16 protein-coding genes are annotated in these 13,719 nt (G+C 44.6%); 6 read left to right on the top strand and 10 right to left on the bottom strand.

Features of this window, described 5'->3' with window-relative positions; translation table 11 throughout:
• Nucleotides 1–67 precede the first annotated feature (67 nt).
• Nucleotides 68–1,042 carry a cysteine synthase A gene (cysK, locus tag ICV38_RS02595; protein ID WP_215382192.1) on the bottom strand — a complete coding sequence of 325 codons (975 nt, stop codon included), beginning with the start codon at nt 1,040–1,042 and terminating at the stop codon, nt 68–70.
• Between the two features lie 78 nt (nt 1,043–1,120).
• Nucleotides 1,121–1,603, bottom strand: a complete 483-nt coding sequence (locus ICV38_RS02590; protein ID WP_215382191.1) for a disulfide bond formation protein B — start codon at nt 1,601–1,603, stop codon at nt 1,121–1,123.
• Nucleotides 1,604–1,769: 166 nt separating this feature from the next.
• Between ICV38_RS02590 and ICV38_RS02585 the strand changes: the two genes are divergently transcribed.
• From ICV38_RS02585 to ICV38_RS02560, 6 genes are all read left to right on the top strand, one after another.
• Nucleotides 1,770–2,546 carry a ferredoxin--NADP reductase gene (locus tag ICV38_RS02585; protein ID WP_215289257.1) on the top strand — a complete coding sequence of 259 codons (777 nt, stop codon included), beginning with the start codon at nt 1,770–1,772 and terminating at the stop codon, nt 2,544–2,546.
• A 113-nt stretch (nt 2,547–2,659) separates the two neighbouring features.
• Nucleotides 2,660–2,824: a hypothetical protein gene (locus ICV38_RS02580; RefSeq protein WP_215382895.1), complete on the top strand. Its 165-nt coding sequence runs from the start codon at nt 2,660–2,662 to the stop codon at nt 2,822–2,824.
• 16 nt (nt 2,825–2,840) lie between these two features.
• Nucleotides 2,841–3,635: a sulfite exporter TauE/SafE family protein gene (locus ICV38_RS02575; protein WP_215382190.1), complete on the top strand. Its 795-nt coding sequence runs from the start codon at nt 2,841–2,843 to the stop codon at nt 3,633–3,635.
• Complete coding sequence (locus ICV38_RS02570) at nt 3,632–4,360, top strand: phosphoadenylyl-sulfate reductase (protein WP_215382189.1); 729 nt, start codon at nt 3,632–3,634, stop codon at nt 4,358–4,360. Before ICV38_RS02575 ends, ICV38_RS02570 begins: the two co-directional genes overlap by 4 nt.
• Nucleotides 4,361–4,395: 35 nt before the next feature.
• Nucleotides 4,396–5,319: a sulfate adenylyltransferase subunit CysD gene (gene cysD, locus ICV38_RS02565; RefSeq protein WP_215382188.1), complete on the top strand. Its 924-nt coding sequence runs from the start codon at nt 4,396–4,398 to the stop codon at nt 5,317–5,319.
• Nucleotides 5,319–6,665 carry a sulfate adenylyltransferase subunit 1 gene (locus ICV38_RS02560; protein WP_215382187.1) on the top strand — a complete coding sequence of 449 codons (1,347 nt, stop codon included), beginning with the start codon at nt 5,319–5,321 and terminating at the stop codon, nt 6,663–6,665. The genes cysD and ICV38_RS02560 overlap by 1 nt, the downstream gene beginning before the upstream one ends.
• Before the next feature lie 60 nt (nt 6,666–6,725).
• Here ICV38_RS02560 and ICV38_RS02555 read toward each other — a convergent pair whose 3' ends face one another.
• The 8 genes from ICV38_RS02555 to ICV38_RS02520 form a co-directional block, all read right to left on the bottom strand.
• Nucleotides 6,726–7,370: an MIP/aquaporin family protein gene (locus ICV38_RS02555; protein WP_215382186.1), complete on the bottom strand. Its 645-nt coding sequence runs from the start codon at nt 7,368–7,370 to the stop codon at nt 6,726–6,728.
• A 102-nt stretch (nt 7,371–7,472) separates the two neighbouring features.
• Complete coding sequence (locus ICV38_RS02550; RefSeq protein ID WP_215382185.1) at nt 7,473–8,579, bottom strand: patatin-like phospholipase family protein; 1,107 nt, start codon at nt 8,577–8,579, stop codon at nt 7,473–7,475.
• A 326-nt stretch (nt 8,580–8,905) separates the two neighbouring features.
• Nucleotides 8,906–9,244 carry an ISC system 2Fe-2S type ferredoxin gene (gene fdx, locus ICV38_RS02545; RefSeq protein ID WP_215382184.1) on the bottom strand — a complete coding sequence of 113 codons (339 nt, stop codon included), beginning with the start codon at nt 9,242–9,244 and terminating at the stop codon, nt 8,906–8,908.
• A 36-nt stretch (nt 9,245–9,280) separates the two neighbouring features.
• Nucleotides 9,281–11,146, bottom strand: coding sequence for a Fe-S protein assembly chaperone HscA (hscA, locus tag ICV38_RS02540; protein WP_215382183.1), 1,866 nt, complete (start codon nt 11,144–11,146; stop codon nt 9,281–9,283).
• A 26-nt stretch (nt 11,147–11,172) separates the two neighbouring features.
• Nucleotides 11,173–11,712: a Fe-S protein assembly co-chaperone HscB gene (hscB, locus tag ICV38_RS02535; protein ID WP_215382182.1), complete on the bottom strand. Its 540-nt coding sequence runs from the start codon at nt 11,710–11,712 to the stop codon at nt 11,173–11,175.
• The gene (gene iscA, locus ICV38_RS02530; RefSeq protein ID WP_068948041.1) at nt 11,678–12,001 is read right to left on the bottom strand and encodes an iron-sulfur cluster assembly protein IscA; all 324 of its coding nucleotides are present in this window, start codon (nt 11,999–12,001) and stop codon (nt 11,678–11,680) included. Before iscA ends, hscB begins: the two co-directional genes overlap by 35 nt.
• A 22-nt stretch (nt 12,002–12,023) precedes the next feature.
• Complete coding sequence (gene iscU, locus ICV38_RS02525; RefSeq protein WP_068322308.1) at nt 12,024–12,410, bottom strand: Fe-S cluster assembly scaffold IscU; 387 nt, start codon at nt 12,408–12,410, stop codon at nt 12,024–12,026.
• Nucleotides 12,411–12,448: 38 nt separating this feature from the next.
• Nucleotides 12,449–13,708 carry an IscS subfamily cysteine desulfurase gene (locus ICV38_RS02520; RefSeq protein ID WP_371819237.1) on the bottom strand — a complete coding sequence of 420 codons (1,260 nt, stop codon included), beginning with the start codon at nt 13,706–13,708 and terminating at the stop codon, nt 12,449–12,451.
• Nucleotides 13,709–13,719 lie beyond the last annotated feature (11 nt).

Here is a 13,719-nt window from a genome sequence, read left to right as displayed (position 1 = left end):
TAAACAAAAGGCACCCGAGGGTGCCTTTTTTATTAAGGTTATTGCGGCTAATTGAAACAATTCCGAATTATGCTGGTAAACCCTTTTCATCAAACACACCCTCAAACAACGCAGAGCTCAAATAGCGCTCAGCAGCATCGGGCAGTACAACTACGATTGTTTTACCTGCGTACTCAGGCTTCTTAGCAAGGCGAACTGCTACCGCAGCAGCTGCGCCACAAGAGATCCCAACCAAAATACCTTCCTCTTTAGCAATGCGGCGAGCAAACTCAATTGCCTCTTCATTACTTACTTGCTCAACCTTATCAACAACCGATAAATCCAAATTGTCCGGAATAAAACCAGCGCCGATGCCTTGAATCTTATGCGGAGCTGGTTTAATTTCTTCGCCGTTAAGTTTTTGGGTAATGACAGGACTAGTAGTTGGTTCAACCGCCACGACTTCAATCTTTTTATTCTTGATGTTCTTAATGTAGCGCCCAACACCAGAGATAGTGCCACCCGTCCCAACGCCGGCTACGAATACATCAATCTTGCCATCAGTGTCTTCCCAAATTTCTGGGCCAGTGGTCTTTTCATGGATTGCTGGATTAGATGGGTTGCTAAATTGCTGAAGCAATACATACTTATTTGGGTCAGACTCAGCAATCTCTTTGGCTTTAGCAACTGCACCATTCATGCCTTTGGGGCCTTCGGTCAAAACAATCTTTGCACCTAAAGCAGTGAGTAACTTACGACGCTCAATACTCATGGTTTCTGGCATGGTGAGTGTTAGCGGAATGCCACGAGCAGCAGCCACGAAAGCCAATGCGATACCCGTATTGCCAGAGGTTGGCTCAACCAGCTCTTTGCCCGGTCCAAGCAAGCCCTTCTCTTGGGCATCATTAATCATGGCAACGCCAATGCGACATTTGACTGAATACGCAGGATTGCGACCTTCAATCTTGGCGAGCACAGTCGCTTTAGCACCATCAGTCACACGGTTCAAACGAACCAAGGGTGTACGTCCAATCGTTTGGGAGTTATCAGTAAAGTAGGTCATCAATATTCCTTAATGCAAAAAGTATGTGTAGATCTTATGGGTTAAACCAAATCTTGTAAAAGATGGGATTGTTATTAGCTAAGCACGAGAATTTCTAAAGAAAGTAATTAGCAAAACAAGCAATAACACCCCAAACCAAAATAAGGACCATTCTGGCACTTGCAAACCTAGAATGGCTGGAAGTTTTGCCGAGCAAAGGCCATCAGCCTTTAATAACCAAGGCAGGCCTTTGGCTAACTGAAATTGATTAATCCATACTTCTAGCGGATCGATACCGCAGGAGCTTTCTGGGTGAGACAAAAGCCATACCTGTTGTGCAGCCACCGAGAACCCATAAGCCGCTGATAAAGCAGCCAAGCCATGAAATAATTTTCGAACTGGAGAAAAGCCGACAGCCAAGAAACAAAAAATGGCGACGCCTAAATAGCCAACCCGTTGCAAGATGCATAAGGGGCACGGCAAAAAACTCACCCCTTGATAGCCTGTCTGCTGTAAGACAACTGCAAAAGCAACCAGTGCAAGACTAAATAAAGAGAGGAAAAGGTATTGAGATCGGGTCATATTTAAATGATAGCGGGCTCTATATAGAAGCCCCTAAATTGCGGTCTTTATTACTAAAAGTCCGATCTATATCACTACAGAGTCCTATTTTTCAGGGCATTAGACCTGAAATCGAGCCTCAAGAATGGGATAATCATCGTTTTGCCCTTATAACCAAATCGTATTTATGGCCGCATATCACACCGAAACCGTTCTCACCGTTCATCACTGGAACGACACTTTATTTAGCTTTACTACTACCCGCAATAAAGGCCTGCGCTTTCGCAGTGGCCACTTCTTGATGATTGGTCTTGAGGTAGAAGGCAAACCATTAGTGCGCGCCTATAGTGTTGCTAGCCCTAACTACGAAGAGCATTTGGAATTCTTGAGCATTAAAGTACAAGATGGTCCATTAACATCGCGCCTTCAAAAGATTCAGGTTGGTGACCCAATTTTGGTGAGCGAAAAGTCTGTTGGCACTTTGGTATTGGATGACTTAAACCCAGGTAAGCACCTCTATCTCTTTAGTACTGGCACTGGCCTTGCTCCATTCATGAGCATTATTCGCGATCCAGAAACCTATGAAAAGTTTGAAAAGGTTGTATTGATCCATGGTGTGCGCTTGGTAAGTGAACTCGCTTATGCCGACTACATCAAAAATGAACTCACTCAAGATGAGTACCTTGGTGAATTGATTCGCGAAAAATTGATCTACTACCCAACTGTGACACGTGAAGCATTCAAACACACCGGTCGTCTCACAACCGCGATTGAGTCGGGTCAACTCTTTAAAGATATTGGCTTGCCACCACTTGATCCTGCTGTTGATCGCGCCATGATTTGTGGCAGCCCATCGATGCTCAAGGAAACTTCTGAGATGCTAGATGCCAAAGGCTTCAAAGTTTCACCAAGCCTTGGTCAAATGGGTGACTATGTCTTCGAACGTGCATTCGTAGAGAAGTAATCAACCAGTTTCTATATACCTAAAAGTAATTTAGATATCGCTATATATTCCTTGTAGATATATAGACCCCTTGGTAAATTCTCTTTTAACGAGATATTTACCAAGGAATTTCAATGTCCCCCGTTAGAGAGCATTACAACCCCGTCATTACCCAATTGTTGCGTGAGCATGATCGCCTCCCTCAAGAGAGAGTTGCTGAGCGCAAAAAATTTCAGCGCCAAATTCTATTTCTGATGAACGCAATAAAACTCGAAGAGTTTGAGCAGTCATTTGCATAACTGAGAAATTAATAACATGATCCAATTTTTTATAGATTCCTCGCATTTCATTATTTCAGGCGCATTAGTTGGCCTCTTAGTTGGCATGACTGGTGTAGGCGGCGGGTCACTCATGACTCCACTACTAACCATTATCTTTGGCGTAGCACCAACTACTGCAGTAGGAACGGATTTAGCTTTTGCAGCCATCACTAAGGGCTTTGGCACAGCTGCGCACAGACTACATGGAAACGTTCGCTGGGATATTGTTCGTCTTTTGTGCACCGGTAGCATCACAACTGCAATCATTTCGATTCTTTTATTAAAGTTTGTTGGCCCCGTTTCAAAAAACTTCAATCACTTCATCAGTCTCTCCATTGGCATTTCAGTTCTTTTAACTGCTGCGTCATTACTGTTTAGAACAAAACTATTGAAGTGGGTTCAAGATAATCCAAAACTTCTCCCCACAGGCTCACGCTTAAAGCTAGCGACCATTATTGTTGGAGCAGCAATCGGTGTATTGGTTACGATCTCATCAATTGGCGCTGGCGCAATTGGCGCAACACTCATCCTCCTGCTTTACCCTCATCTCAAACCAGCACAAGTGGCTGGCACTGATATCGCTTACGCCGTTCCACTAACTGCCTTAGCTGGTATTGGTCACTGGTGGCTTGGTAACGTTCATTTTGACTTGCTATTTGGATTATTAATTGGATCAGTTCCAGCCATTTGGTTAGGTGCCAAACTCTCCAGCGTACTATCAGAACGCATTACTAGAGCAACCCTTGCTACAACGCTATTTTTAGTGGGCATTAAATTAGTTTGCTCATGATTACGCCAGAATTTTGGTCAATACCAACAAGCACCCTTACACCAGCAGAGCTTGATAATAAGTCTGCTGTTTTAAAGCAGCGAATCGTTGATATTTCCAAACGATATTCCGATGTTCGTTTTGCAACGAGTCTGGCTGCTGAAGACATGGTGTTGACAGATGCTATTAGTAAAGCCAAAGCAAATATCAAGTTATTCACATTAGCTACAGGTCGCTTGCATCAAGAAACCGCTGATATGGTTAAGACAACGGAAAATCGGTATGGTGTTTCGATCGAAAAAACTTACCCCCAAGAAAATGATATCCAGGCCTTTATTGATCAATATGGCATGAATGGCTTTTATGATGGCGAAGAGCCTAAGAAAGCTTGCTGTGGTGCTCGCAAAATTAAACCACTTAATGCGGCCTTGCTTGGCGCTGATGCTTGGATTACCGGCCAACGCCGTGAGCAATCAACTACTCGCACTGAGCTCAATTTAGAAGAACTTGATGATGCAAGAGGCATCGCCAAGTTCAATCCTCTATTTGATTGGAGTGAAGCAGATATCTGGGCTTATATCAAACAAGAGAATGTTCCCATTCATCCGCTACACCTCAAGGGCTTTCCTAGCATTGGCTGCGAACCCTGCACACGCCAAGTTAAGAAGGGCGAAGATATCCGAGCTGGTCGCTGGTGGTGGCTACAAAGCGATAGCAAAGAATGTGGCTTGCACGTTAATAAATAATTCATTATTCAAACTTAGTAGAAGCTATTTACAGAATGTCAGAACAAAAATTACTTGATGATCACTTAGATTGGCTAGAAGCCGAATCGATCTACATCATCCGTGAGGTGGTAGCACAGTGCTCTAATCCAGCCATGCTCTTCTCAGGCGGCAAAGATTCTATTGTAATGTTTCACCTAGCCCGCAAAGCTTTCCAGTTTGGCGACCGCCCTGTGAAATTACCTTTCCCGATTTTGCATATCGATACTGGTCATAACTATCCAGAAGTCATTCAGTATCGCGATGATGTCGTAAAAAATACCGGTGCAAAACTCATTGTGGGTCACGTTGAAGACTCCATCAAAAAAGGGACTGTGCGTCTGCGTAAAGAAACCGATTCACGTAATGCTGCACAAGCTGTCACCCTACTTGAGACGATCGCTGAATATGAATTTGACGCCCTCATGGGTGGTGCACGCCGAGATGAAGAAAAAGCTCGTGCTAAAGAGCGCATTTTTTCTTTCCGCGATGAATTCGGTCAATGGGATCCAAAAGCACAACGCCCTGAGCTCTGGAACCTTTATAACGCCCGCATTGCTAAAGGTGAGAACATGCGTGTGTTCCCTATTTCAAACTGGACTGAGCTTGATATCTGGCAATACATTGCCCGTGAAAAGCTCGCCTTACCAGGTATTTACTACACTCATAAACGCGAAGTAGTGAAGAAAAATAATCTCCTGGTGCCAGTGACTGATGTCACACCCAAGGCAGCTGGTGATGTTAGTGAAATTCTCGATGTGCGTTTTCGCACTGTTGGCGACATTAGCTGCACCTGCCCAGTACTGAGTACTGCAGCCAATCCTCTAGACATCATTGCTGAAACAGCGATTACTGAAATTACTGAGCGTGGCGCTACTCGCATGGATGATCAAACTAATGAGGCCTCAATGGAGCGCCGCAAGAAAGAAGGTTACTTCTGATGACTACCAACCAAAATCACCAAAACGTAGTGCGCTTTATTACTGCTGGTAGTGTTGACGATGGTAAGAGTACGCTGATTGGACGCCTACTATATGACACCAAATCTATTTTGGTAGATCAACTAGAGTCTCTCTCCAAAACCAAACATGCTCGCGTTACCTCATCTGATGCGGGTGTTGACTTAGCCCTTCTGACCGATGGCCTAGAAGCTGAACGTGAGCAAGGCATTACGATTGATGTGGCTTACCGCTATTTCTCAACACCGAAACGTAAATTTATTGTTGCTGATGCCCCTGGTCATGAGCAATACACCCGCAACTTAGTTACTGGCGCATCGCAGTCTGATGTAGCAGTAATTTTGGTTGACGCTACCCGCGTTGATCTCAATACCACTCCAGCTACCCTCTTGGCACAAACTAAACGTCATGCAGCGATCGTGCATTTACTAGGTTTGCGTCATGTAGTCTTTGCAATCAATAAGATGGATTTATTTGAGTTTGATGAGAAGGTTTACAACACTATCAAAGCTTCTATTGAAGATCTAACTCAGAAGATTGGTTTACCTAAGCCAACCTTAATTCCGATTTCTGCTTTATTGGGCGCTAATGTGGTTACAGTCAGTAAACATACTCCCTGGTACAAAGGTCCTACACTGCTTGAGTGGCTAGAAAGCCTCGATACCAGTCCTGAGTCTGAAAAACTGGCTTTGCGATTCCCGGTTCAGTATGTAGCACGCCAAGATGGCAGCGCTTCAGATGACTTCCGCGGCTACCTTGGTGAAATTGAGTCTGGCAGTATTCGTAAGGGTCAAAAGATTAAGATTCTACCTGGCGGGTCTGAAGCGACAGTTGCTGAAATCTATTTAGGCAATCGATCAAGCAGCAAGCAGACCAATGGTAGCAATGCTGTTGACTCTGCCCAAACTGGTCAGGCCGTTGCTATTCAGTTAGCCGAAGATATTGATATTTCACGTGGCTCACTGTTTATTAGCGCGGAAGATAGCAAGCCGCCAGTATTAAGCAAACAACTTTCCGCTGATTTGTGCTGGTTAGATAGCGAACCTCTTTCATTAAGTCGTAAATATGCTTTGCGTCACACCACCAATACTGTTGGCGCCAAAGTCAAAAATATTGAGCAAGTATTAGATGTACAAACTCTCTCACACGCCAGTGATGTGCATGCACTGTCCACTAATGAAATCGGACGTGTAGATTTTATTTTACAAAAGCCCATTGTTGCCGATCTATTTGATCAATCCCAACGTACTGGTGCATTCATTTTGATTGATGAAGCAACCAACCACACTGTTGCTGCAGGCATGATTCGTGAGGCCGTAGCGCAATAAAGCTTTGTGCAGTTTGAGTTTAAAAAGCCTCGCAATGCGAGGCTTTTTTCTTTTTATCCCTTAATTTTTTTTTGAACTAAAAGATATTCCAATTATCACCAAAGCCGCCAATACTTCAGCTAATAAAAATCCTAATACATCACTAGGAGCGATTCCCACAAAAGTATTTGTAAGGCTCCTTGCCAAGGCAACGGCAGGGTTAGCAAAGAAAGTAGATGAGGTAAACCAGTAGCCTGCGGTCACAGTTAAGGCAACGAGCATGGGCACTCTATCTTTAGCTTCTTTATCACCAATGCGAATAACTGAGAGCAATACGAGTGTTGATACGAATTCACTCGTCCATATACCCATTCCCGTTCTGACTTTGGTTGACTCTTGAATAATGGATAGGCTAAACATCAAGTGCGTCAGCCATATTCCAGTAACAGCACCTGTGAACTGACAAACCCAATAACCTAACATCTTTTTTCGATTCAGATGACCTAGTTTCCAAAACATCAAACTCACAACAGGATTAAAGTGAGCGCCAGATATAGGTCCTAGCAAAGTAATCAAGACATACAAGCCAGCGCCTGTAGCAATGCTGTTACCAAGTAAAGCCACAGCCGCATTACCTGCTCCCAAGGTCTCGCCCATAATTCCTGAGCCAGCAATGATTGCCAATAGTAGGGTTGTGCCAATAAATTCGGAAAGATAAGATTTCATAATCAGATCATAAAGCCCAAATATGAAAAAACAACCCGAAGGGAGTTCTGGTGTTTCTTGGTGGCCCGGGGCAGAATCGGCCAGAGTCGAGGATGCCTGACTCTATGCCCAGAAATCTCTAATTTTTGGTGCCTCTAATTTTGCGCGATCATACCCAGTTCGCAATGCGCCCTCGATCTGCTTTGGATCCAATAAATTTACGCCCGCTGGAGTGCCGGCGACAATCCACTTTACCTTTGTACCGGTTGCCTCTACATCTTTAATATTTTGAGGAATTGGGTGAGGAATTGTTGTGAGAATTGCCCCAGTAATACCATTGGTTAATGTAATGATTAGCGCTCTTTTTGATCCCGCTACTAGATCCACATGGGCGGGATTAGAACAAATACCTCCGTCCATAACATAGCGCTGACCTAATAAAGTTGGTCCAGCAACCCCTGGCAATGAACTGCTTGCCGCCGCACCATGCGCTAAGGCAATATTATTTTTCTTAGCCGTTTGCTGACCGACAACCAATCGCTCTCCTGTGTAGCAATCAATTCCAGTTGTATACATTCTATTTGGGGGCCAGCTAGTTTTGCTGTCACCCGTTAATAAAGCAGCCAATTTTTCAATACGATCGCTGTTTAATTTATTGTCAGCGGCCAGCGCGGCTGCGCCAATGACTCTGCGTGTTTCAATACTGCCGTCTGTAGCACTCATATTGACCTTGTCAGCCCTCATCTGACTGAGATTAGGTGTTGCCAAAGGCGCCATTTTTGAAAAGATTTCTGGAAACTTACCGAAAAAATCAAATTCTGTTCGCAGACGATAAAACTCACCAGAAAGTAGTGATGAGCCTATGTACGAACCAGCAGAAGTGCCAACAACCATTTCAGGCATATTAGCCATATCTAAACCAGCTTCATAAAGGCCATGAAAAAATCCGCAATACCAGGCAATGTAATACTCACCGCCACCACCAAGCACCATAGTGCGATCCAATCCTTTTGCCAAATTGGAAATGGTTGGTTTTATTGCGATAGGAATTGCCAAGCCATCATCAGCAAACAATTTTTTAGATATTTCGTTTGCTTTAATTTCAATGCTTGACTTTGGTGGGTTTGATTGAGCATTAGCAGAGCTCACAATAGCCCCGGGGGCACTAGCAACCGCGATGGCACCAACAGTAGAAGTTTTCAAAAAATTACGGCGTGAAGATTGAGTCATATGCTCTCCATAGATAACCAATCAATTTATAGCAGATCCCGCCAACGAAAAAACCACCCGAAAGTGGTTTTGGTGTTTCTTGGTGGCCCGGGGCGGAATCGAACCACCGACACAAGGATTTTCATTCCTCTGCTCTACCGACCAGGCTATCAGCAGCAAAAGAAAAAGCCACCCCGAGGGATGGCTTAAAAGAAATCTATGGAGGTACTACATAAAACAAACTACAGAATGAACAATTCCATATTAGTGACCTGATGTTTGGCGTTTTAAGCCAAATGCATTGCTTTGAACCTACTGCACTGTATTAGTGCATTAATAGGCCCTTTTTAGTGATTCTCTTTAGCATGATTAATAGAGTATTTAGGGATCTCAATTACTAAATCTTCTTTAGAAACAATGGCTTGGCAAGATAAACGGGACTGAGGGTTGAGTCCCCAAGCGCGATCCAACATATCTTCTTCATTCTCATCGGGGGGATTCAAACTATTAAAACCCTCTTTTACGATGACGTGACAGGTAGTGCAAGCACAGACCATATCGCACGCATGCTCAATCGGAATGTCATTCTCAAGAAGCGCTTCACAAATTGAAGTGCCAGGCGCCACTTCAACTACCGCACCTTCTGGGCAATATTCACTATGGGGAAGAACAACAATTTGGGTCATGGTTATTTATTTGGTTTCTATTGATCTGTGTATTGTTTAAATCTCGGCAACATTCTTGCCTGATAGCGCTTTTTGAATACTGTGATTCATGCGCATCTGCGCAAACTCATCGGTAGCTTTGGCGGCATGATCAACCGCTTTTCGAACAACATCACTATCGGTTTCTTCATTCAAAATCTTTTGTAGCACAGCCATCTCTTGATCAATAGCTGCTTGCTCATCAGCATTGAGAAGATTGCGATCGCTTGCTAATGCTGTTTGTACCGCATCTAACAAGCGTTGTGCATTGACCTGCTCTTCACGTAAAGATCTAGAGAGCAAATCCTCTTTAGCTGATGCAAATCCATCTTTCAGCATTCGAGTAATTTCAGCATCGGTTAAACCATAAGACGGCTTGATATCAATCGAGGCTTGAACTCCCGAGCCTTGCTCCATAGCACTTACGGATAACAAGCCATCAGCATCGACTTGGAAAGTGACTCGAATACGTGCAGCCCCTGCGGCCATTGCAGGTATACCGCGCAATTCAAAACGACCAAGTGAGCGGCAGTCTTGCGCTAGCTCACGTTCACCCTGCACTACCTGAATGGCCAAAGCAGTCTGGCCATCTTTAAAAGTCGTGAAGTCTTGCGCTCTTGCTACTGGAATTGGTGTATTACGGGGAATGATTTTTTCCACTAAACCACCCATTGTCTCAATACCTAAAGAGAGCGGAATGACATCTAATAAAAGCCACTCATCATCTTTGCTTTGATTGCCCGCTAATAAATCTGCTTGCATTGCTGCGCCTAGCGCAACGACTTGATCAGGATTTAAATTATTTAAGGGCTTGCTACCAAATAACTCACCAACAGCACGCTGAACATTGGGCATCCGGGTTGAGCCACCCACCATCACGACGCCTTTAACATCTTCTGCTTTTAAGCTGGCATCGCGCAAGGCTTTTTTACAAGCCATTAAAGTTTTAGCAACTAAGTTTTGGGTAATTTCGAAAAACTGGGCTTGGCTAACACCAACATTGACTACCGTACCATCGGCAAGAGTCTCATGAACCCGAGCAAGAGGGTTATGACTAAGCTGCTCTTTAGCGTGCTTACAAGCTTGCAGTAATGTGCGATGGTCATGAATTGATAGGGGTGATAACTTGGCTTGTTCAATCACCCAGCAATACAAGCGGTGATCAAAATCATCGCCACCTAAAGCAGAATCACCACCAGTAGAGAGCACCTCAAACACGCCTCTACTCATACGCAAAATAGAGATATCAAAGGTGCCACCACCTAAGTCATAGACAGCGTAGACACCTTCAGAGGCGTTATCCAATCCATAAGCAATTGCGGCTGCTGTTGGTTCATTGAGTAAACGCAGGACTTCGATGCCTGCTAACTTGGCCGCATCTTTGGTTGCTTGTCGCTGCGCATCATCAAAATACGCTGGCACTGTAATGACTGCACCAACGATGTCATCATTCACAGAGTCTTCAGCTAACTGGCGCAAACGTGCCAGAATTTCTGCAGACACTTCAATAGGACTTTTGTCACCAGCAACGGTTCTGAGCTTAAGCATGCCGGGCTGATCAACAAAATCATAAGGCGCACTCTCAATATGCTCGACATCTGTCAAACAGCGCCCCATGAAACGCTTAACTGAAACAATTGTGTTCTTTGGATCAACGACAATGCTCTCAAGCGCCTCAAATCCAGCTTGGGTGCGGCCATTAGGTAAATAACGCACCACTGAAGGAAGCAGTTCGCGCCCTTGTTCATCACGGAGCACCTTAGGAAGCGCATCTTTAACGATGGCTACCAAAGAATTGGTGGTACCTAAATCAATGCCTACGGCAATACGGCGCTGATGTGGCGCCAGTGACTTACCGGGTTCAGAGATTTGCAATAAGGCCATAAGATTTAGAGTTTAGCTGGTGCGGCCTAGATTAATGCTGCAATGGTGTCGTCAAGCTCAACTGCAAACTTATCGATAAAGAGTAATCCGCGCAAAAGTTCTGCAGCGCGCTGATAATTTTTGGCGCCATCAATGGCTTGGGTGATCTCAGCAAGCGTTTGGGATTTCGATTGCTCAACCTCTTGCATCATCGCCTCAAGAGCAGGCAAATCCTCTGCTTGCTCGTCTAAATTCTCACGCCACTCCATTTGCTTCATCAGAAAAGCAGCTGGCATCGCTGTATTGGTTTCGAGCCTGGCATCAACCCCATGAAGCTGGCAAATATAGAGGCCGCGCTGAATTGGATTTTTGAGCGTTTGAAATGCGGTATTGGCTAGGGTAGCCATTTGCATTGCTAGGCGCTGCTCAGTTTCACTGCCACGCGCATGGCGATCAGGGTGCACTTCCTTCTGAATCGCTAAGTAAGCCTGATCAAGCGCAGGCAAGTCGATGTTGAATTGCTGATTTAAACCAAAGAAGCGAAAGTAATCGTCAGACGCGGAAGGATTCGCCACAACCACACTCATCTTTTACGTTTGGATTTTGAAACTTAAATCCTTCGTTCAAACCCTCACGTACGAAATCCAATTCAGTACCATCCAAATAAGCCAAGCTCTTTGGATCTACAAATACTTTCACACCATTGGATTCAAATACTTGGTCTTCAGCTGCTGGCTCATCAACATACTCCAACTGATAAGCCAAGCCAGAGCAACCAGTGGTGCGAACACCCAAACGCAGACCGCAACCTTTACCGCGCTTCTCTAGATTGCGGTTAACGTGCTTTGCTGCTTTTTCAGTTAAGGTGATTGCCATAGCTTTCTCAAATTCCTAATACTTATTTAGCTGGATGCTTTTCTTTATAGTCAGCAACTGCAGCTTTGATGGCATCTTCAGCCAAGATAGAGCAGTGAATTTTCACTGGTGGCAATGCCAACTCTTCAGCAATTAATGAGTTTTTGATCTCTAAAGCCTGATCCAAGGTCTTACCTTTTACCCACTCGGTCACCAAAGATGAAGAAGCAATAGCAGAACCACAACCATAAGTCTTGAACTTAGCATCCTCAATCACGCCTTGATCATTCACGCGAATTTGCAACTTCATGACGTCGCCACAAGCTGGTGCGCCAACCATGCCAGTACCTACGCTATCGTCACCCTTTTCAAAAGAGCCAACGTTGCGGGGATTTTCATAATGGTCAATGACCTTTTCGCTATATGCCATGGTATTTCCTCTTTAATTTCTTTATCTAGGTATTTCTTTTAGTGTGCAGCCCACTGAATCGTGCTCAAGTCGATTCCGTCTTTATACATTTCCCATAGTGGGGAGAGCTCTCGCAACTTTGCGATCTTTTCTTTAACCAACTTGATGGTGAAATCGACTTCTTCCTCAGTTGTAAATCGACCCAAAGTAAAACGAATCGAGCTATGCGCTAACTCATCATTACGGCCTAGTGCGCGCAATACATAAGAAGGCTCTAGTGAGGCAGAAGTACAAGCAGAGCCAGAAGAGATCGCCAAGTCTTTAAGCGCCATCAACATAGACTCACCTTCAACATAGTTAAAGCTGATGTTCAGGTTATGTGGAACGCGATCATCCATATCGCCGTTCACATAGACTTCTTCAATATCCTTTAAGCCGGCCAATAAGCGATCACGTAATCCACGGATACGTTTATTTTCTTCAGCCATCTCGATACGGGCAATGCGAAATGCCTCACCCATGCCAACGATTTGGTGAACTGCCAAGGTGCCAGAACGCATACCGCGCTCATGACCGCCGCCATGAATCTGCGCCTCAATTCGAATGCGAGGCTTACGACGTACAAACAATGCGCCAATCCCTTTTGGACCATAGGTCTTGTGAGCAGAAAAGCTCATCAAATCCACCTTGATCTTCTCTAAATCAATTTCAACCTTACCAGTAGCTTGCGCTGCATCCACATGAAAAATCACATTACGTGAACGGCACAACTCACCAATGGCTGGAATATCTTGCACTACGCCAATTTCATTATTGACATACATGACCGATGTCAAAATCGTACCTGGCTTCATCGCTGTTTCTAATTGCGCAAAATCAATCAAGCCATTAGGCAATACATCTAAGTAAGTGACTTCAAAACCTTCGCGCTCTAGTTCGCGGCAGGTATCTAAAGTTGCTTTATGTTCGGTTTTCACGGTGATGATGTGATTACCGCGTTCTTTGTAAAAATGTGCAGCACCTTTAAGTGCTAAGTTGATACTTTCAGTCGCACCACTAGTAAATACGATCTCTCTTGGATCGGCGTGTACTAATTGAGCAACTTCTGAACGCGCCCACTCAACAGCCTCTTCTGCCGCCCAACCATAAGCATGGCTTCGGGAAGCAGCATTGCCAAATTGCTCACGCAAATATGGCAACATTTTGTCAACCACACGAGGATCAATCGGTGTTGTTGCTGAATAGTCCATGTACACCGGAAAGTGCTTGGGACTAAACATTGGAACCGGTTGCTGAGGAAGGTCTTGTGGTGCGTTCATGGTTTATTTCT

Source organism: Polynucleobacter sp. MG-6-Vaara-E2, from assembly GCF_018687695.1.
GTDB lineage: Bacteria > Pseudomonadota > Gammaproteobacteria > Burkholderiales > Burkholderiaceae > Polynucleobacter.
The sequence above is the reverse complement of the archived record's forward strand: the minus strand, read 5'-3'. Positions and strand labels throughout refer to the sequence as shown.